The following is a 19731-nucleotide window of genomic DNA, read 5'->3' as shown; positions in this document are numbered from 1 at the left end:
CACCATACCCCCCCCCCCACAACCCCCCCGGTCCTGTGTTTGGGGGATCCCAAGCCCCACGCTCGGATAATATGGGCCCCCCCCCCCCCCCCCCCCCCCCCCCCGGGGCCCGGCCCCTCGACTTCATCACAGGGTTGATTCGTCCACTTCATGTTGGACGACCCGGACGCGCAGAAAAAAGCGCCTGCGGCGGGTCCTTTGTAACCACCATGATGCGGGACCACAGCGACAGGGCGTGCCGGAGACGGTCAATCCGGCCGGCGATGTCGTCGCCGGCGGCGACGGTCTCATTCAGGATCAGCATCGACCAAAGAGCGAGGCCACTGCCGTTATGCTCGAGATCTGGGGACGGCGGCTTGGCGAACGCCGTCTACTCGGCGTTTCTCGAACTCACTGCATGCAAGACCGTGACGAAGCCCTTCACATTGCGGGTCGGGACATAGCTGGCTTCTTGGCGCGCTACCACCGCTAGAGATGCAGACTTCGCCCGACAGCTCCTGCTGGAGCGCGGCCTGGATCTGATGGCAGAATTCTTGCGGAGACGCGGACAAGTGGGGAGCACTCCAACCCTACACACGCGTCACTGGGCTATCAGTGTTGACCGTATAATCTTCGGAATGGCAATGGCATATTTTACAAAGCACGACGGCAATCAAATTATATACCGCAGCTGGGAAGAGCCGGAACAGTCAAGCGCAAGGATGAGAATTTTGGTCCTCAAGCTTGATCATGTCGGCGACTTTTGGATGTCTCTAGGGCCCCTAAAGGACCTTCGTCAGCGTTTTGCGCATGCCCACATTACGCTGGTGGTGGGAAGCTGGAACATCGCTACTGCAAAACAGTTCGACCTCGCCGACGATCACATTGCTTTTGACTTTTTTCCTCGCAACCCAAAAGTCAAAACGCGCAAAGAAGCCGCCGACATAAGGCCGCTGCTGACCGGCGAGTTTGATCTTGCCATTGATATGCGTGTTCCGGAAGAAACAAGGCCCATCTTGCTTGAAGTCCCCGCCAGGCACCGTGCGGCGATAGTTGATCCGTACAGCATGCATCAGATCGATATTGCGATAGCGCCATTCAATCTGAAACTGCGCAGAACCATTTTCTACAAGCTGGTCCAAAAAATAGGGCTTGCTAACAAAATCCCCCGTAGATGGCTTGATTGGTTCATTGACCGTAAGCAGGTGCGTCTCCAGCATGTGTCAGAAATCCTCCTCTTTCTGGTCGCAAAGGCAGCTGCCTATTTCGAAAGCGGAGCGGGTCACCCACAGAATTCGACTACAGGCAATGCCCCGATTGTCGTGGCTCCGTTCTCCAATTCCAGCCTGCGAGATTGGCCGATTGAAAGTTTTGGCAAAGTTGTCGCTGCTCTTTCGACCCGTGGTGAGGTGGTCCTCGTTGGCCGTGGCGAATGCCTGGAAGCGCTTGAGGAGGTTGCGAAGATAGCTAGGGAACGTGGAGCCGCGAACATTCGGACGGCTGTCGACTTGTCAGAATTGGAATTCAATTGTCTCGTGAATTCGGCCGCGCTCGTCGTTTCGAACAATTCAGGCACCGGCCATGTCGCTGCCCAGCTTGGCCGCCCTACTATCGGCATTTTCACGGCGTCACATCTACCGGAGATTTGGGGGTTTCGAGGTCCCTTGGTCAGCATGCTTATGAGTGTTATTGAATGTCGCGGATGTGGTCTGGACCAAGTGCGGCATTGTCCGGTCAAAGTCCGATGCAAGTTCGACATCACGCCGGATCTCGTGATTGCCGAGGTAAACGCCTTGATGAATCATTGTAAGGGTACGGCACAAGCTTAGTGGCTCGCGGTCACCACAACCGCGACTGCCCGGACCGCAGTGGCGATGTCACATTGGCCGACAGGTGGCATAGAGCGGCGCCTGAGAATGAAAGTGCCGCCGCCCAGCCTTCATAGCCGTTCCTCCTTTGTGGCGTGACGGCCCGAAAGTCGCCATCGCGTCAGATGTTTATCAGGTTCGGGATAGCCGGGGCTCGTCCGGCGACAGTCATGGCAGCGACTTCGCTTCTGGACCCGCTCATCCGGCCGCCAAAAACAAATGCGCTTCCTAAGCCGTAATTGATCCGCCGGAGCTGACCAAAGCCACCTTGCTCTGGGTTGCGGCAATGGCGACTGGGGCGAGAAGCCGAGAAGAACCGATGCGGCGAGAAATCCTGAGACCATCCGCCACGAGACGTCGCCAGGGAACGTAGTATTGCGTTCCGCGTTACACTAACGTATATACGTCCGCAGCACAGGAGCGCGCCATGGCCACCACACCCACCAGGAAGGAAGCACCCGTCTCGATGCGGTTTCGCGACGATGATCTCACCATCATCGACCGCGGCGCGGAGCTGCTCGGCCTGTCGCGCACGGAGTTCATGCGGCGCGCCGCGCTGCACGAGGCGCAGGCGGCCATCCTCAACGAAACCGTCATCCGCGTGTCCCCGGAAGCCTATGACGCCTTCATGCAGGCGATCTCAGCCCCGGCCGCTGCGCCCCCGGCGAAGGCGGCCGAGCGGCTGCGTCGGTCCCCGCCCTGGGACCGCTAGGTGGCGCTTTCAGGCATCGAACTCCTCGACCACGCACACCGCCTCGACAGCTTCGATTGCGGCAAGCCGGCGCTCAATGCTTGGCTGGCCGGCTTCGCGCGAACGAACCAGGCCCGCGGGTTTACCCGCGTCCCGGTCGTTCACGACGAGGGAACAGTCGTCGGGTATTACGGCCTCGCGCCGGGCGTGATCCAGCCAAATAGCGCACCGCGCGCCATCCGCACCGGACGCCCGCCCGATCCGATCCCCTGCCTGCTGATCGGACAACTCGCCGTCGACCACCGCTATGCCGGACAAGGCGTCGGTAGCGGCTTGGTCAAGGACGCGCTGTATCGCTGCGTCGCCGGCGCCGACATCGTCGGCGGCCGCGCGGTGGTGGTGCGGGCGATCGACGCCGAGGCAGAGCGCTACTGGCAGAGCTGGGGCTTCATTCCCGCGCGGGACAATCCGTCGGTGCTCATGCGCTCGATCCAGGACGTGAGCCTCTGGCTGGCCGACAAAGGGCACTAGCTCCGCGCGCGTAGCGCCTCCGGAGCGGCAGGTCTGCGCGCCTGCCTGCCGCCGACCGGGCTCTAGTTGCGGCGTCCCGCCGCTCCCCGAGCCGGCTTCGCCGTCTCGGCGTTCGGGTGACCCCTCACGCAGGGCCAGAGGGAGACGGCGGTCAGAGCGAGGGAGCCCTGGAGAGAAGGGAAAGTCATGATGTCGATGATATTCATAGGGGGTTCACGCGAGATATTTGAGCTGCCGGAACCTGCCATCGCTCGGATCCGCCCAATCGTTGTTGCCGTGCACGGCGTGCTGATTGGCGACGCGTCTGGAGCCGATGCCGAGGCGCAGGGCCTGCTGGCGGGCTACGGCTACAAACATGTCGGGGTCTTCCATGCGGCCAAGGAACCCCGCAATGATCTGGGCGACTGGGCTGTACGCCGCCAAAGACCGGGAGATGGCGCGCGCCGATTTTGGGATGATAGTCTGGGACGGCGCATCACCCGGCACGGCCGTCAACGTGCTTCGGCTCGCCATGGCGAACAAGCCGAGGTCATCTACGATCTGGCCAGGGGCAGCATGGCGACTACGCACCATGTCGTCCCGGCGAGAAAGTCGTCATTGTCCGTGAGGGTGACCGCCGCCTCTACGGTGAGAATATTGATCGCCGGCAACTTATGGCGCCTGCCGACCTCAAATTCGTTGAAGTCGTGCGCCGGCGTGATCTTGACCGCGCCGCTGCCTTTCTCCGGATCAGAATACTCGTCCGCCACCACCGCGATCCTGCGGCCGACGATCGGCAGAGGATGAGGTTCTTGCCGACAAGATGCCGGAAACGCTCGTCGTCGGGATGCACCGCCGACCGCCATATCGCCCAGCATCGTCTCCGGGCGGGTCGTCGCCACGGTGATGAAGGTTTTAGGATTTTCCGGATCCAAAACCTCGCCCTCGACGGGGTAGCGGAAATGCCAGAGGTTGCCGTTGACCTCCTGCTGTTCGACCTCAAGGTCGGACTCGCGATCAAGAGCTTCGGGTCCCAGTTGACAAGCGCTTGTCCTTGTAGATCAGGCCTTTCCTTGTAGAGCGTGACGAACACTTCGAGCACCGCCTTGGATAGGCCCTCGTCCATGGTGAAACGTTCTCGGCTCCAGTCGGCCGAGGCCCCCAGCCGCTTCAACTGGTTGAAGATCGCGCCGCCGGATTCGGCTTTCCACTCCCAGACTTTCTCAATGAACTCGTCGCGCGTCAGGTCACGGCGGTGGATCTGCTTCTCCATAAGCTGGCGCTCGACCACCATCTGCGTGGCGATGCCGGCGTGATCCATGCCGGGCTGCCACAGCACGTTCTTGCCGCGCATGCGCTCGAAGCGCACCAGAATGTCCTGCAGCGTGTTGTTGAGCGCATGGCCATGTGCAGCGAGCCGGTGACGTTCGGTGGCGGGATGACGATGGTCAAGGCTTCCGCGCCCTCCTCGGCGCCTGCGCCGACACGAAACGTCTTTTGAAGCGTATTATGTTTTTTTGTGCATAGACCAACGAGTTGAACGGCGGCCCCATAAATCGCCGATGTGATAGGTCGGGCGAAGGCGTCCACCAGCTCGTACTTGTCAAGACGATGCCACCCTTGATCTTGCACCCGCCTCCGATACCAGCGATGCGCTGCGTCGTACGCTCATGCCTGTCAGGATGGGATGGGCGCTGCTAGCACCGTGGCAGTTTGACAACCCGGCCATCGGGGCGGTAGCACCGTCCAAGGCCAAGAGTCGCAGGGCAGACCGCACCCCATCGGGCTGCGCGACCCAGACCAGCTGACGCCCAACTCGCACACTCATCGCGCATCAGCACCGTGGATGCGACATCTACTTTGTTGCGAGCGCGATATCGGAACTTGGTTGTGACGCAGCTGTGCGTAAGCGCACCGCTGTCAGCAAGTGAGTGAGCGAAAGAACTACGTGGTGGAGGTGAGAAGTCATGCGGCGTCAAGATTCCCCGCCCTTTGCGGCAAACACACTGATCCCTCTTCAGAATCCGGTCTTTCGTTCGATCTGGACAGCCACGCAGATATCCAGCCTTGGCTGGCTGGTGCAGAGCGTGGCTATAAGCTGGCTTATGGCAACGATTTCAGCCTCCGATCTGATGGTTGCGCTCGTGCAGGCTGCATCGACACTGCCCGCCTTCTTCTTGTCGATCCTTGCTGGAGCGATTGCAGACAGCTTCAGCCGCCGCGGCGTGATGCTTGCCGGACATTGCCTGATCGCACTGGCATCCACGGCGCTGGCTCTCTCTGTTGGACTGGGCTTTGTCAGTCCATGGCTGATCTTGGGACTGAGTTTCTTGGCGGGATGCGGCTTTGCCTTGAATGATCCAGCCTGGCACGCCTCGGTCGGCGACATCCTGGAAAAGCGCGACATACCCGCTGCAGTGACGCTGATGTCGGTGGGGTACAACGTGGTTCGGAGTATAGGACCGGCGCTGGGCGGTGTAATTTTGGCTTTGCTGGGCCCCCTTACGGCTTTCGCCTTCGCTGCGCTGACCGACCTGGTCCCGTTGAGCGCTGTGCTGCGCTCCAAGTGGCAAGTTCGCTCTTCGCCTCTTCCGCGCGAGCGGATGACGACGGCCATTCATGATGGCATGCGCTTCACGGCAATCTCCTCGGAGATCAGAGTGGCGATCGTGCGCGCAACCCTGTTCGGGCTGTCAAGCATCTCGATCCTTGCTCTGCTCCCCCTCGTGGTTCGCGACCAACTGGCGGGGGGGCCAATTGTTTACGGCGTCCTGTTAGCCGGCTTCGGCACAGGCGCCTTCATCGCGGGCATTGGCAATAGCTACTTGCGACGCATCACGTCCCAAAATCGATTGATCACGCTCGCATCCGTTGCTTGCGCAACGTGTTGCCTTTTACTGGCTCTCACATCATCGGTGGCTGTAGCAGCGATCGCGCTTGCAATCGCTGGCGCAGGCTGGGTTGTCACCTGGACCGGAACCGACGTGTGTGTGCAGTTGGCAAGCCCAAGGTGGGTCGTTGGTCGCACCCTGTCGATCTATTACGCCCTGACCTACGGCGGCATGGCAGCGGGCAGCTGGATCTGGGGTGCTGTCGCGCAGTACTATTCCCTGACGTGGGCTTTGGAAGGTGCTGCAGCGGCGCTGTTGCTGGTTGCAGCTGTGGGAAAGCTATTGCCGGTACGGCTATGGGAGGAATCGGATCAAGGGGCCTTCGACTTCAGGCCACCAGAACTGGCCCTCGATTTGAAGCCCAGGAGCGGCCCGATCGTGATCAAGGTGGAGTACTCGATACCCGAGGAGAATATCGAGGAATTTCTGAGCTGCATGCGCGAAAGGCGGCGCGTTCAGAGCCGTGCCGGTGCGCGGGACTGGACCCTCCAGCGCGATCTTCAGAACTCGACTCTTTGGACCGAGACATTCCGCACGCCGACATGGACGGACTATCTTCGTCTAAACCATCGGCTAACGGTGACTGACAGGGAGGTAGGCGAGCGCCTTGCCGCTCTGCAGGTCGGTGATTCTCCTCCTCGTCTCTCACTTTCGATCGAGCGGTCGACAAGCCCCGCCCCCGGCAGCCAAGTCCAGCCCGTGCCCTTTGTATCGCGCCCGTAAGGAAACCAGTAACTTTTCTGGGTTCGGACACGGGAATGGCCGAGACCTACTCCTTCTTTCGTCGGGTCTGCCCGGATTGCCATACGTTGCAGCCGGTTAGGCGAGCATGAGGATTTGTGTGGCACGTATGTCCACCACGGGCCCATGTCCAGCCCCACCGCTGCCATCAGATCGGCTTGGGCACGGGTTCAGGTCGCCTGTCCCCCGGCATCGTGGCGAGCAGCGCGAGCAAGGGGGCGGAGGGGTCTCCCCGGTCTGCACGGAGCGAAGCGGGCAGACGGAGGAATCCGCCAGCGGCGACTTGCAGGGAGAGGGCCGCGCGCCTCTTTCCCTCCCTCACAAAACGTGCCGCCAAGCACGTTCACGTCGGCGCAGCCGTGCCGCAGAGCCGGCCGCAACAAAGAAGGCCCGCAAGGCGGAAGCATCGAAATGTCCGCCAGCGGGACCAATTCAGTTCGGTGCTGGAGAAAGCGGTTCAACAGGGCGGCCATGGGAGCGCCAGCATAGCGCCGCTGTCAGGCGCGATGCGGACCGACAGCCCCGGCGAAGGGCGCTGATTCATCGACCGAAATTGGATCGGGTCATAATCCATGAATTTTTCACGATGCTTCAGCACGCGCGTGGATTTGTGCATTTAACTGCAGCGTCCAGGTGGTCCGGTGGAAGCGCACCCAGGGCATCTTGGAACTTATTTGATGCAGCCATCCAGGACTGCTGCATTGCCACAGCAATGGTCACAACCTGCTAGGGTCCGGACCCATAAAGGGATTGAACGAAGCCGCTGACGCGTCATTTGGTGCGTGGGTTTGCGGATGACGCTTCTGTTTTGAAGGATTGCGGCTGTTGAAGCGCAATCTTGAGAACAGGAGTTTGAGACGGCCGAGTTGAGCCCTCTTCGCCGACGCATGATCGAGGACATGACGATCCGCAATCTGTCGCCGGCCACCCAGCGATCCTACGTGCACGCGGTGGCCAAGTTTTCGCGATATTTCGACCGCCTCGCCGGACCGGCGCGGCCTGGAGGACGTTCGCGCCCGGCCTCGACTCCAGATGCCGCAATGACCGTCGCGGCCCGGCGCGATTGATCGGGTCTCATGCCCAAAGCTGCCTCGGTGCCCAGTAGCGGCACCGCATTGCCCCTCCCAGGCGCTGCGCCAGTAAAGCGTCGGCGAGCCAGCATCCGACGGTGCGTTCGAAGCGATCTCATTCGGCGGCCATGATCGCGCCGGTCACCATGCCGCAGCGGAAAGCTGCCGAGCTCGTCTGGTCAGGTCGCTGACCGCCTCGTCGTCGCGGGCGACGATCGAAATCTTCCCCACCGCAGCGAGGTTTCTCCCGTTAGAAGATCCTCAGCGGGATGGGCTGCCAGTTCACGCCCGGTCAACAGCATCGGGCCCGCGGTGTCGACCTTGTCTCCCGGTCGTGTGAGCAGAAGAACATCGCGAAGTGCGGCTTCATCCTCGACGCCGCGAGCCTGCTTCGCCGTACCACGGCCGCCGAAAGCCCTAGGCGCTGTCACCAGGCGCCAGCCCACCTCTCTAGCTGGCGGACCATCTCATCGAGCGCGCCGATGGCCGCACCGTCAATGATTGCAATGTCCTCAATGCGCCGCAACTGTTTGGGTCGGGGGCAGCCCTGCGCAACCAGCCGGCACCGCCGTCGTCGGCGCGGCTTCCGTGGCACCGGGAAGAGTGCCGTGGTGGCGCAGGAGGGTTTTGGCTCAGAACCATGGAATACGATGAATGATTGGGGCGCTTTTTGTAGAGCGAACGATAAGTCTTGCACGACCAGCCATTTATCCCTCGCGAGATCAATGCCGCGGGCAATTAGCAGGCGAACTCCGTCCGGACTGAGTACCCGTTTCAACGCGGGCAAAGAAGTTGTGTAGCCATGTCACGAAATGCTTGGTCCGCTTCTCTGCCGGCCGATGGTCCATGAAATCCCCTCTGCACGCACGACGCCGGAAACCTCCTTGCCGATATGATGCTCAAGCACCGGCCGCCATGGCACCAGCGTGAACTCGCGCGATTTCTCGATGACAGCGTATTTTCCGCCGGCGAGCTCGACGGAGCGGTGGAGCGTGCCTTCTATTCGATCTCCACTCTGGGCTTCAGAATAGGGCAGACCGAGTTCGTTCGACAACTGGCCGGCCACGCGGTTCAACTCGCGTTGGCGCAGCATCGAAAGCATGTTGGCGCGATAGACGATCCGGTCCTGCTCTTCCCGAGCAAGACCTTGCGCAATCAGCCACTGCCGTCGGCGGCCTTGCGCCTCTCGGACATCGCGGCCGAAACCAGAGCTGTGCAAGGCCTGCGGTATGTCGGAAACCAGCTCTCGATCGAGCCAGGTGGCGCCGTCGAAGCTGACTTGTTGTTCCAGCGGCGTCGATGAGAGCTTGTCAACCGTGACAGGCTCGGCCCCGGCCCGCTGACGCTCGTAGTCAGACACACGGTCGAGATGATCCGGTGCGACGATCCAGGTGCCGTCCGGCTCGCGCTCGACACGACCGGTCGCCCGGCGGATCGCCTCCAGTCGCCGCACGTGCGTTTCGGCAAAGCGTTCGGTGGCCGACGGGTCATGCTTGAGATGGATATCGATGCTGTAGCGCCCGTCATGGGCCGTGGCGATCTCGGCAATTGTGCGGTCGACTTGCCTTGGCCCGGTGTCCCTCGGCGTGACCCGCACTATGCAGCCCTCTGGCGTCGGTTGGGTGGCCTCGCCTTTGCCGATATCAACATAGTGGCTTTTGCCGTCCACGCCGTCGACGACGAGGTAATGGCGGTCAGTGATTTCGTCGGCCAGGCCGCGCGCAATGATGCGGCCGACGACAGGCTGCATCTGCTCTGCAGATCGATCATGGACAACATAGTCGGCGGCACTGCGGGCGAGCCCCTTGCCGGTCAGTTCGCGGTGCATGGTCTTGATGATGTCGCCCCGCTCGCCGATGCGGCGCAGCGTCGCTTCAAGCTCGCCATCAAGGCGCCAGCGGCCCGAGCCGACTTCCTCAGCCAGACCCATCCGCTCGAGCTTGCGCAGGCGGCCCTGGTGCAGCGTCTGGCGAAACGTGTCTCGGCTGGCCGGTGAGATATGCCCCTCATGGTCGCGCATGCGGAGCAGCTGCCGATCGATGCTGGTGAAGCGTTCCCGCTCCATTTCCTGGCGCAGGCGTTGCTCGATCTCGCGGTCCGTTCTCGGGCCAAGGTCGAGGCTGACCAGCTCGGCCGCCCGTTCACGGATTCCAGACGAGATGTAGTCCCGCGCGATGACGAGGTTTTCGTCGCGGTCGTCCTTGCCGCGGACGATAATATGGGTATGCGGATGACCAGTGTTGAAATGATCGACGGCCACCCAGTCGAGCCTGGTGCCGAGGTCTTCTTCCATCTGCGCCATGAGGCGCCGCGTGAGCGGCTTCAAGTCATCATACTCGATGCCGTCTTCAGGGGCGACGATGAAGCGGAACTGATGCCGGTCGCCATCGGCACGATCGATGAAGGCCTTGCCATCAACGCGGTCGCTGTCGGCGCTATAGAGCTCGCCAGGCTCGCCTTCGCGGGTGACGCCGTCGCGCTGGAGGTAGCGAAGGTGTGCACGTGCCCCGTCAACACCCTTGCCGGCCAGCTTGACGATACGCGCCTTGACGACGGCGCGCCGCTGCCGAAACGCCGCGTGGGGGTCGCGCGCTCTGAGAACGGCGGCAGCAGCCCCGCCGCGCCCCGCCCGGCTTCCGATGAAGCGGCCACGGCGACCGCTGCCGCCGCCGGCTCGGTTGATCGCGGCGCGGATCTGGCCGGCGAAACGCTTGCCTGCCTTCGAGCCGCGCGATCCGATTTTGCCCAGGCTCGGCTTGAACTCTTCATCCTGCATTGAGCCTCCTAGTAATCTTAAGCAATATCAGAGGTTTGTCGGCAGCAGCCCTCCTGACGCTGAAGGCAGCCTCCATGGAAAACGATGTGCAGACAAAGACTTCGCCGCCTCCAGGAGGCGATGCCTTTATCTTGCCTTCCGCGGACCTGCCTCCCTGCCTCGCTGCCCCGCCCGACCCACGGTACCCCTGCCCTCACCTGCGATCCGGCCGGCCTGACCTTGCTCGCTCCGATCCAAGCGGCACCACGATTTGGCCATTCGGATCGGTCACGGAAATACCGTTTCGCAGGAAAAACAGCGACTGCCCGGACGGGATTTCCGGCGCTTTTCCGGAACGGGATTTGCCGGTGAACGCGTCCATGTCGGCGGCCGAGATCCCCGCCGCCTTGAGCTGTTCCAGATACGAAACCGTCTCGCTGGGCAGCGGTCGCCCACGCTGCAAATGCTGTTCGTAGCGGTCCGGCCCAGCGTTATAGGCGGCAAACAGGCCGGGAAAGCCGAAGCGGTCATACATGGCGCGCAGATAGGCAGTGCTTGCCAGAATGTTGTCGCGAGGGTCGTGCGGATCGGCTCCCAGGCCAAGCTCTGCGCGCATCTCCTCGTAGGTGCCGGGCATCACCTGCATGAGGCCAATGGCGCCGGCGCTCGATGTGATCGGCCGTCCATTCAGCCTTGTCTGCCCCCGGCTTTCGGCATCCATGACCGCATAAATCCAGGGCTGTGGAATGCTGAAACGCCGGCTTGCCTCAGCTACGTAGTGCTGCCATCTTGCCATCTGCGGACCACGGGAGATGGCGGCCGGCTGAGCGTCGGTCGCGGCGGAACAGGCGCATGGCGCTATCGCGACCATGCCCAGCATCAGGAGGGTTACTCGGTCCATAGCGGCACGAGCCTCCCGGCAATATTTTCGGCCGGCACCGGCCCGAAATAGCGGCTGTCGAAGGAGCGGTTTCTATCGTTGCCGAGCAGGAAAACCTCGGCGGCGGCGAGCTTGCGGCAGGCATTCCACCAAGGCAGCGGACGGTGCTGCGTGTCGGTTGCCAGCCGGCGCGCGACAATCTCGCCGCCGATGATGATGGCGTCGCCGAAGGCGCAGACATGCTCGCCAGGCAGCGCGGCAAGGCGCTTGACCAGCGGCACATTGCTGGGCAGATAGAAGCGTTCGGCGGCGAGATCGGCGACCGGTTTTGGCGGGCGGACGAGCACGAGGTCGCCCCGAGCCGGTGATCCGGACGCGACGCGATAGAGGCCGACCGGCGCACTGGCCGAGGCGTTCCAGATCAGCCAGGGCGATGGTTTGGCGAAAGCGGCGAAGCCGATCAGGCCGAGGCCTATCGTGGCCACGGCGATCGTCTTGCGCGCCCGAACGCGCCGCAGATCGCTGCCGATCAGACGGATAGTGGGACGCCGGCTCATGAGCGGCCTCCCTCACCGGCCGAGCCGGAATCGTGCCCGCCATTCTCGGGCCTGGTCTCCTGCGCGCGCCCCTTCGACCAGTCGTCGAGCTCGTCGATGTGATAGCGGACATAGCGGCCGTGCTTGCGAAATTGCGGGCCGCCGCCTTTGAGCCGCATCTTCTCCAGCGTGCGCTGGGACAGCCCGATATAGAAGGCGGCCTGCGCGGTGTTGAGAAACGGACTGCCCTTCTTCGCGCGGGCCGCGCGTTCGTTTTCGTCGTCCATGATGATCCTCGTTTCGTTACGGACAAGCGAAGGCGAGGATCGGCGAGCGAGATCGTTTCGGGGACGGGCGAAGAGTGGGGGGCGAGTTTTCGCCGCCCTTTCTTGAGAAGAGCCCCGCGCCGGTTGCGGCGCGAGGCTCGAGGCAGGCGGTTCAGTCGACCGGGTTCCAGATGATGGCGTATGTGTCGTCGTCATCCTGGCCGGCGGCGCGGCCGAGATTGGCGTAGAGCTTGCGCGGGCCGAACTCCGGGGCGGCAATCGACAGGCTCACATAGTCCTTGCCGGAGGTCTCGCCGGTGCGGATCCAGCCGGCCCCTACTTCGACCCCTTGCGTCAGCACCCGAAAGTCGGGATGGGTGTCGGCGCTCTTTGCCTGATTGGGCACGATGTCGATGTCGGCGCGGACACTGAGCGTCTTGAGCTGGCCCTTGTAGCCGCCGTTTTCCTGTTTGGTGACGTATCCGATCGCGGTCATTTTCAGTCTCCTTTTGGTGCTCGCCGGGGACCATTCCCCTGCGATGGCGGACCGTGATGGGCGCGTCCGGACCGCCGGAACCGCGACGGCCGCAGCGATAGCGGAGGACCCGAGCGGACAGCTTTTTTGAAGCGAAGCGGCGCGAGGAAGCCGCCGCAGGCGGCGGGGAAAAAAGCTGTTGGCGAGGGTTTCGGGCGGGCCGGATCCGCCTATAGGTCGTCAAGCCAGCCGCAGGGGAATGGTCCCTGAGACGCATGGAGACAGGTGGCGCGATCCGGTGACACAAACGAGCAGGCGGCATTACAGGGCGCTGGCTGCGGGGGCTCTGTCGCCAACCGGATCGGACAATTGCCCCATGCGCGGAGCGCCTCGGCAAGCAACCCGGCGCGCTGCAGGGCTGCCGAAATGGGGGCGAGTTGCCGTCGGGATTTCTCGCGCGCGGCACCGGCTCGACAAGACGACCGATCGGCAGCCGGCGCGGTCCGGAGCGGCGCGCGCGATCTGAGCGGCGGCACTCGAAAGAACCGCCGCTTGGGTCCTGATCGATTATTCGCGGACGAACAGCGGCTGCACTTGTGCCCACTGATCGGCGGTGCGGAAACCGCCGCGGCTGGTGTAGCTTTCGGCGGGGAATTTCATCCAGCGCGGCAGCCAGGTCTCGACCCTGAGGCGGCCATTCTCGCCCGCCAGGAAGTCACGGATGATCTTCTTTTGCGTCTTGACCTTCTCGGCGACATTGCCATCCGCGACCAGCTTGCCGCCGACGTCGGCCAGCATCGAATTGGCGATTTCCTTGTCGCGCAAGAGGTCGAAGAACGCATCGTCCGGTTCCCACCATGCGCCCATATCCACGTTCAGATGGTTGCCGAGCGCCTCGATGACGGCGCTGCCGGCTGCAAGCGTCTCGGCCATGACAAGGGTGAGAACGCGCATGACATCGTCGTCGCAGAGCGCCAAGAGGCGGGCGAACACGCCGGCGATAGCAAAGGCGTCGCCATTGCCGCCGGCGACCACGCCACCATCCTCATCCGGTGATCCGAGCAGGGCCAACACCTCGCGCCGCTTTTTGCCGAATGCAGCTTCGGCCTTGCAGCCGGCAAGGCTGGCAGTCACCGTTTCGTTGACTGCGCGCTGTGGCTCACGGCGCACCTGCCACAGGCCGGAACCGGTGATGGCGTGCGCCACCACGAGGCGCAGCGCCACGGCGGGATGGTCGAGCATGGCCGCGCGCACAGCGGCATGGCGATGCAGATCGACATAGTTCTGCATCGGGCCGGTGACTTCAGGGCGCGGCGGCTTGGCGGCTGTTTCTTCTTGCTCACCGCCCTCGCGGGCGCGGCGGGCTTCCTTGCGTGACAGCCAGCCCTCGTGACACTCGACCTCGCCGCGATACGTGACCGCGATGAAGACCTTGCCGCCCTTCTTCTTCGGGGTCTTCTCGTGGTCCCATGGGTGGAAATACTGGCCCGGCTCCAGCAGCACCACCTCGCTCCAGCCGTCGTTGAGATAGGTGTCGCGTCTGGCGGCAATCGCTTCGTTCTGCTTTTGCCAGAACAGGTCGGGATCGGCGAAATAGCTGTCCTCGCCGAACAGGTCCGAGGTGATCAGGCCGGGATATTCGTCGATGGCAAACAGCGCCACCTTGGTGGAAATCGACTGGCCGCCGAACAGCCATTGCTTCAATTGAAAGCCACGCGGCGCGTATTGATCGGGATCGGCACAGAGTGCCAGCCAGTCCTTCTGCTGCGCCTTGGACGCCATGGTGAGATGGCGCACCGTCTCGGCGTCGATCTCCTCGCGGCGATAGGCTTCGCGGATTTTGGGCAAGAGGTCGCCAAGCGCCAGAATGCGTTTGACCTTCAGGTCAGTGATGCCGAAGGTCGCAGCGATGTCCGGAACGGTGCGGCCTTGCCTGACGAGCCGCGAAAACGTCTCCCATTGCGATACTTCGTCAGGATCGAGGCGGGCGAGGTTTTCGATCAGCGAAGCTTCCAGCGCATCGGCGTCATCACCGTCCTCCATGATGGCGCAGGGCAAGGGATCGCCTTCGCCGCGCTCGTCGGCAAGCGATTTCGCGGCGAAATAGCGCCGCCTGCCGGCGACGATCTCGAAGGTTTCCGGTTGGCCGTTGGGCCGCACAAGGAGAGGCACCAGCACGCCGCGCGCACGCACTGACGGCAGGATGTCGGATATGTCGGGCGCGCGTTTTCCATGGCGCATGTTGAGCGCGGAAATGTTGAGCTGATCCAATGGGATGTGGGCAAGCTGCATGGTTACTCTCCTTTCGCTTTGGTTGAGGTTGTCCCCGCCGCAGAGGCCGAAGGCCGGCGCGGCGGGACGGTTTTTGCGCCTATCGGCGCTGCTGTTCCGCCGTGTCGGGCGGAAGCTCGGAATGGGGCTTTGAAAGGGCGTCTGCTGCCTGCCGCAGAAGTCGCTCGGCCTCGGTGATGTGGCGGCAAATGCGGGCGGCTTCGGCATAGACGGAGAGCGGAAAGCGCGCCTGGAAATGCAGGTCGCGCTCTATGCCGAGGCCAAGCGGACCTTTTACGGATGCAAGCTCGGCCAGACTGACGCTGCCGAGTTCGGGGAAGCCGAAGCCGAGATCGCAAAGGCCGAACAGCGTGTCGCCATCGGCGTCGAGTTCGGTCAAAAGCCACGTGGCGGCACCTGTGGGATTAAACAGTTTCACAACGGGAAAATGGTCGATGTCGGCGTCGGCGGCGCCATTGGCGAGCAGTCGTGCGCGCAGTGGATCGGTGATCAGGATCATGGAAAGACTCCTTGTCAGAACAGGTCGAGTTGATTTCTGCTGGCTTCATCGAAGAGGCCGATATCGAGCGGGTTTTCGCCGCGCGCGGACACATCGGCGCGTCCATCAGGAGGGTGAGCCGATCGCGCGTGGTGATCGGCCGGACACCGGGAATGAGCATCTGCTCGCCTTGCGGTGTCGGCTCGGTCGCGGTCAGTTGAGGATCGCGCATCGTCATGCCGCAATCCCTTCCTGCGCCTCGCCTTCGGCATCGGCCTGAAGGCCAAGCAGGAAATCGGCGGCCTTGGAGGCAAGACTGGCGGCACGGAAGATGGCGCGGTTGTCCTCGCGCAGCACCTTTAGCCATGAGCCGATGTAATCGGCATGACGCAAGGTCGGCTCGATACCGAGGTTGCTGCAGACGAAGGCGGCATTGATTTCGGCGACCAATTCTTCACGCGCGTAAGCCTTGGAGCCGAACGAGCCGGAGAGGTCGCGAGCAAGCCGCGTCCGGTGGCCGGTCCAGTGGCCAAGCTCGTGAAAGCAGGTCCGGTAATAGTCGATCTGGTGATGGAACGCCGGCTGCGGCGGCACCTGAATGTGGTCGCTGCCCGGCATGTAGAAAGCGCGATCGCCGCCGACCCTGAAATCCGCACCGCTGGCGCGAATGAGCGTCTCGGCCTGCGGCACGATCTCGCACTGAGGCAGCGGCTCGGCGGCGGCATAGAGGTCTTCCGGAAGATTATCGCACTGCGCGACATTGAAGACGGTGAAGCGCTTCAAAAAAGGCACGGCCTGTGGTTCATCGCCCTCGTGGCGTGCGCGCTCCTTCTCGTCCTTGGGGACAAAGCGGTCGGCATGCACGATGGTCGTGCCGCGCTCGCCCTTCCTGACATTGCCGCCAAGGACGAGCGCCTGCCGGAAGGTGAGCCAGTTCTGGCTGGGATAGCTGCGCTCGATGACCGCGCCCCACAGGATGAGGATATTGATGCCGGAATAGGTGCGCCCAGAGGATGCATTCCTCGGCAGGCCAAGGCCTGCCTTTGCGCTGCCCCATGGCTTGACCCATGGCACGGTGCCGCGCTCCAGCTCGGCAATGATGCGGTCGGTGATCTCCTGATAAAGGCTGGCGCCGAGGCGCCCGCCCTTGCCTGCGCCAGCCTCTCCGCTGGCGGTACGCTTGCTGTTTGCATGCATCGTCTCATCCTCCGCTCGCCAATCGCCGCGCCTTTCCCCGGAAGCGGGGTGGGCGGCGAGTCGCGACCGGAAAGGCCCGCCGTGGTAGGCGGACCGCATCCGAAGGACCGGAACGAAGAGGAGGACCCTGAGCGGCAGCGAAGGGTTGCGGGCTGCCGCGGCGGGCCTAGAAGGGAGTGCCGCCCACCCCGCGCCACCGGGAAAGGCCAACAGACAAACCGCGCCGCCCGCAAGGGCGGCGGCCGTCATAGCCCGAAGGGCTGCCCACGCCAAGGGGCGAAGCCGAATGGCCGAGACCGCCTGAGCTTGCCGAAGAAAAGCGGGCTCGGTTCACGAGCACCTGGTGCGCGTCGTCAGGCGCGCGGGCGCCCGCCAGGACGGCAGGCTGGACAGATTTTTCGCACGGATCATCGTCAAGCGCCGCAGTTACGCCGAGAAACTCGACGACATCGCCGCCGTGGGGCGGCTTGCTCCGAACAAAACCAGCGCTCCCCTTTCGACAGGTTGAGGCGCGTGTCGCAGTAATATTCCTGTCCGGGATCATGATAGACGCGCTCGCCCGTTTGTGGCTTATATTGGCTTTGATGATGCAGCCGACAGCGGCAGGGTCGATTCGAAGGCAAGAATGCCAGCCAGGAGTTGCTTTGATAGCGATGGTTGCCCACGCCCCTTCCCTCCGAAGAGAGAATGCGACGTTTGCGGCCTGGAGTCTACCAAGTCGGGTCTAATTCACCGGTCCTGTTCCGAACCATTGAATGAACGGCGCATCCTTACCCGTGATATCCTTCACCGTCTGTAACAGCGCTTCATGGGTGCGTTGGAGAGCCAGGTAATGGTTGCTGGTAGGTGATAGAAGCGGCTGGACGATGCTCTTGTGCAGCCGTTCCGCCTCCGCCACAAAGCGCTCGATTTCAGCCTGTGAAAGCTGCTTGGAAAGTTTGGTCCTAGCCATTGCGATCTCCGTTGAGGAATCGCCCCACCTAGGATTATCATCCTAATTATATACGTGACAAAGTATGAGCCGTCTGCTACAAACATGGCAGGGACACCCAGCCATGAAACTCGACAGCCCAATCTTCCAAGACGCCGACGCCGCCCGCATCCATCTGGAGGCGCAGCGCTGGCCCTATGGCCCTAACTGCCCGCATTGCGGCAATGCCAATCCCGACCGTATCACCAAGATGGTAGGCAAGGCGCACCGTCCCGGCCTGTACAACTGCATGGAATGCCGTGAGCAATTTACCGTCACTGTCGGCACCGTATTCGAGCGCTCCAAGATCGCTTTGAACAAGTGGCTTCTGGCAACGTTCCTCATGGCTTCGTCCAAGAAAGGCATGAGCGCTCACCAGCTACACCGTATGCTGGGCGTCACCTACAAGACCGCCTGGTTCATGGCGCACCGCATTCGCGAAGCGATGGCGGAAGACGTGAAGTCGGCTGGCCCACTTGGTGGCGAAGGCAAGACCGTCGAAGCCGACGAGACCTACATTGGACGCGTCGACCGCGATTACCTTTCGCCCCAGCGCAAAGGCCAGCCGCGCTTGAAGCGCAAGATGAAGCCGAAGCGCACCGTTATCGGTCTTGTCGAGCGTGGCGGCAAAGCCCGCATGGTTCACGTCCAGAATGCCACCAAGGCTGTTGTGCGCGATATCCTAGTGCACAATGTCGACCGCAATTCGACGCTCTATACAGACCAGTCGAAGCTCTACACCATGACTGGCGAGGAATACGCCTCACACAAGACGACCAACCATTCCGCTGGCGAATACGTCCGCTATGAGGACGGCGTGTCGATCCATTCGAACACGATTGAGAACGTGTTTTCGGTCTTCAAGCGCGGCATGGTTGGCGTCTATCAGCATTGCGGCGAGGCTCACTTGCACCGCTACCTGTCGGAATTCGATTTCTTGGCGTCACCGACACCGAGCGCCACGACCAGTTGCTTGCCATGATCGAAGGCAAACGCCTGACCTATCGGCGGATTGGTGAAGCCGATATCACCTAAGCAGAAGGCGCGAGTGCTTTTGCGTAGGCGAAAGCGTCACAGTCAGTAGGTAACGCTCTCCCTCATTTGTCCTTTGGTTCGGCTGCTTTGCTGATGGATTCGATGCGCGAAATTAGCGGCTCCTGAGAGAACCCTACGAACGCGCCAAATATGAAAGCTGAGAGGCCATTCGCATCAAATTGCGACAGGCGGACTTCGCCTATCGCGATCTCGAAGACGCCTGCTTTGAGGAAGGCGCCAGTCAGGAAAAGAAGTATCAATGCGAATATAGCCCTCATAGCAGGGGTAAACCGGTCGGCATCAATTGCATGAAGATCAAAAAACGTGACAGCGCGGCACCGCAGGAAAGATGAGAAAGTGAGACCGGCGAGAAGGCCGGGCAATACCATGGCCAACGCCGGCTGAATTACCAAAAGGGTCTGATCTGGCCCAATCAGCCACCGGGCAGCCAACACAGCCAGAAGACCGAGGATTCCAACGCCAATCAGGATCAAGGAAAGCCACCCAACGATCTTCCGCATATGCTCACTAATCATCCGGCCTTTCTCCGTGTCGAAGATACGCTGTTGCAGATTGTGGAGCGTGCCGATGCCAAGATCAGGCTGCGCCGTTTCGCCAACCAAACCGTATTGAGAAAGGCCCAAAAGTTCGTTGTAATATCCCCTGAAACGAATATCAGGCGGATGAAACATTCCTCGCAAGACCATGAGCGTGCGCTCGGCTTCGTGCTTCAGAAGCCCTTGCTCTGCAGGTACTTCAGTTGCGTCTTTCGTCAGGTGAAAAGCAATGTCGTAGGGATTCTCCGCATCTATAGGATACGGAGAAACAACATATCGTCCCGTCATCGTGGGGTTACTTACCGCAGCAGGGGCAAATATCAGGAGCGAACGAAATGGTGGTATCGCTTTTTATCTGGCGATTTGCGATGGAGTTGCCTAACTCGCGCTCTAACTGCTCGGCGATGCCAGCAACGGCATTCCCAGTGCTGGTGCTAGTCGCTATCTGACCGGTTCTAGCCTGCCTGGAAAACTCTCGAAGCATTTTCCGAAAACGATCGACTTGCATTAACCCCTCCCTTAAAAAATAGTACAGAAGGG

18 protein-coding genes and 3 pseudogenes are annotated in these 19731 nt (G+C 62.0%); 8 read left to right on the top strand and 13 right to left on the bottom strand.

The genetic code is table 11. The features are described 5' to 3' along the window. Positions 1-148: 148 nt before the first annotated feature. Positions 149-304: a hypothetical protein gene (locus NKH67_RS30810; protein WP_352493109.1), complete on the bottom strand. Its 156-nt coding sequence runs from the start codon at positions 302-304 to the stop codon at positions 149-151. A gap of 319 nt (positions 305-623) precedes the next feature. Here NKH67_RS30810 and NKH67_RS30805 point away from each other — a divergent pair, with 319 nt between their 5' ends. The 3 genes from NKH67_RS30805 (at position 624) to NKH67_RS30795 (ending at position 3069) form a co-directional block, all read left to right on the top strand. Continuing rightward, complete coding sequence (locus NKH67_RS30805) at positions 624-1808, top strand: glycosyltransferase family 9 protein (RefSeq protein ID WP_352493108.1); 1185 nt, start codon at positions 624-626, stop codon at positions 1806-1808. 466 nt (positions 1809-2274) lie between these two features. Beyond that, positions 2275-2559 carry a type II toxin-antitoxin system TacA family antitoxin gene (locus NKH67_RS30800; RefSeq protein ID WP_352453587.1) on the top strand — a complete coding sequence of 95 codons (285 nt, stop codon included), beginning with the start codon at positions 2275-2277 and terminating at the stop codon, positions 2557-2559. Then, complete coding sequence (locus NKH67_RS30795; protein ID WP_352920085.1) at positions 2560-3069, top strand: GNAT family N-acetyltransferase; 510 nt, start codon at positions 2560-2562, stop codon at positions 3067-3069. A gap of 213 nt (positions 3070-3282) precedes the next feature. Here the strand turns inward: NKH67_RS30795 and NKH67_RS30790 are convergent, their stop codons facing one another. Both NKH67_RS30790 and NKH67_RS30785 read right to left on the bottom strand, forming a co-directional pair. Then, entirely contained in the window at positions 3283-3591 is a 309-nt protein-coding gene (locus NKH67_RS30790; protein WP_352920089.1) for a hypothetical protein, read from the bottom strand. Positions 3592-3647: 56 nt separating this feature from the next. Beyond that, positions 3648-4500: pseudogene (locus NKH67_RS30785) on the bottom strand (class I tRNA ligase family protein); the annotation flags it as partial. Between the two features lie 515 nt (positions 4501-5015). Between NKH67_RS30785 and NKH67_RS30780 the strand changes: the two are divergent. Next, positions 5016-6662 (top strand): MFS transporter, encoded by a 1647-nt coding sequence (locus NKH67_RS30780; RefSeq protein ID WP_352508099.1) that lies wholly within the window; start codon positions 5016-5018, stop codon positions 6660-6662. Positions 6663-7567: 905 nt separating this feature from the next. Then, positions 7568-7697 (top strand): annotated as a pseudogene (locus NKH67_RS30775) (phage integrase N-terminal SAM-like domain-containing protein); the annotation flags it as partial. 858 nt (positions 7698-8555) lie between these two features. Here NKH67_RS30775 and rlxS read toward each other — a convergent pair. The 7 genes from rlxS to NKH67_RS30740 form a co-directional block, all read right to left on the bottom strand. Further along, positions 8556-10526, bottom strand: coding sequence for a relaxase/mobilization nuclease RlxS (gene rlxS / locus NKH67_RS30770; protein ID WP_353032575.1), 1971 nt, complete (start codon positions 10524-10526; stop codon positions 8556-8558). Positions 10527-10719: 193 nt separating this feature from the next. Beyond that, positions 10720-11406, bottom strand: coding sequence for a lytic transglycosylase domain-containing protein (locus tag NKH67_RS30765; protein WP_353032573.1), 687 nt, complete (start codon positions 11404-11406; stop codon positions 10720-10722). Further along, positions 11394-11942, bottom strand: a complete 549-nt coding sequence (lepB, locus tag NKH67_RS30760; protein WP_353032571.1) for a signal peptidase I — start codon at positions 11940-11942, stop codon at positions 11394-11396. Before lepB ends, NKH67_RS30765 begins: the two co-directional genes overlap by 13 nt. Beyond that, the gene (locus tag NKH67_RS30755) at positions 11939-12208 is read right to left on the bottom strand and encodes a helix-turn-helix transcriptional regulator (RefSeq protein WP_352647535.1); all 270 of its coding nucleotides are present in this window, start codon (positions 12206-12208) and stop codon (positions 11939-11941) included. The genes lepB and NKH67_RS30755 overlap by 4 nt, the downstream gene beginning before the upstream one ends. 151 nt (positions 12209-12359) lie before the next feature. Then, the gene (locus NKH67_RS30750) at positions 12360-12683 is read right to left on the bottom strand and encodes a DUF736 domain-containing protein (RefSeq protein WP_023672372.1); all 324 of its coding nucleotides are present in this window, start codon (positions 12681-12683) and stop codon (positions 12360-12362) included. Between the two features lie 546 nt (positions 12684-13229). Next, positions 13230-14954 carry a ParB/RepB/Spo0J family partition protein gene (locus NKH67_RS30745; RefSeq protein WP_353032569.1) on the bottom strand — a complete coding sequence of 575 codons (1725 nt, stop codon included), beginning with the start codon at positions 14952-14954 and terminating at the stop codon, positions 13230-13232. A gap of 79 nt (positions 14955-15033) precedes the next feature. After that, a complete protein-coding gene (locus NKH67_RS30740; RefSeq protein ID WP_353032567.1) occupies positions 15034-15453 on the bottom strand; it encodes a DUF2958 domain-containing protein in 420 nt (139 codons plus the stop codon). Between the two features lie 11 nt (positions 15454-15464). Between NKH67_RS30740 and NKH67_RS30735 the strand changes: the two genes are divergently transcribed. Further along, complete coding sequence (locus NKH67_RS30735) at positions 15465-15653, top strand: hypothetical protein (RefSeq protein WP_352783954.1); 189 nt, start codon at positions 15465-15467, stop codon at positions 15651-15653. 13 nt (positions 15654-15666) lie between these two features. Here NKH67_RS30735 and NKH67_RS30730 read toward each other — a convergent pair whose 3' ends face one another. After that, positions 15667-16629 (bottom strand): ArdC family protein, encoded by a 963-nt coding sequence (locus tag NKH67_RS30730; protein ID WP_353032565.1) that lies wholly within the window; start codon positions 16627-16629, stop codon positions 15667-15669. Between the two features lie 343 nt (positions 16630-16972). On the opposite strand from NKH67_RS30730, the gene NKH67_RS30725 reads away from it, so the two are divergent. Then, a complete protein-coding gene (locus NKH67_RS30725) occupies positions 16973-17137 on the top strand; it encodes a hypothetical protein (RefSeq protein ID WP_353032563.1) in 165 nt (54 codons plus the stop codon). Positions 17138-17353: 216 nt separating this feature from the next. Here NKH67_RS30725 and NKH67_RS30720 read toward each other — a convergent pair whose 3' ends face one another. After that, positions 17354-17581: a hypothetical protein gene (locus NKH67_RS30720; protein ID WP_353032561.1), complete on the bottom strand. Its 228-nt coding sequence runs from the start codon at positions 17579-17581 to the stop codon at positions 17354-17356. 103 nt (positions 17582-17684) lie between these two features. Here NKH67_RS30720 and NKH67_RS30715 point away from each other — a divergent pair. Then, a pseudogene (locus tag NKH67_RS30715) lies at positions 17685-18634 on the top strand (IS1595 family transposase). 62 nt (positions 18635-18696) lie between these two features. Here NKH67_RS30715 and NKH67_RS30710 read toward each other — a convergent pair. Then, positions 18697-19479, bottom strand: coding sequence for a hypothetical protein (locus NKH67_RS30710; protein ID WP_353032559.1), 783 nt, complete (start codon positions 19477-19479; stop codon positions 18697-18699). Positions 19480-19731: the final 252 nt, after the last annotated feature.

This window comes from Mesorhizobium sp. M0968 (assembly GCF_040319065.1).
Lineage (GTDB): Bacteria > Pseudomonadota > Alphaproteobacteria > Rhizobiales > Rhizobiaceae > Mesorhizobium.
The sequence above is the reverse complement of the archived record's forward strand: the minus strand, read 5'-3'. Positions and strand labels throughout refer to the sequence as shown.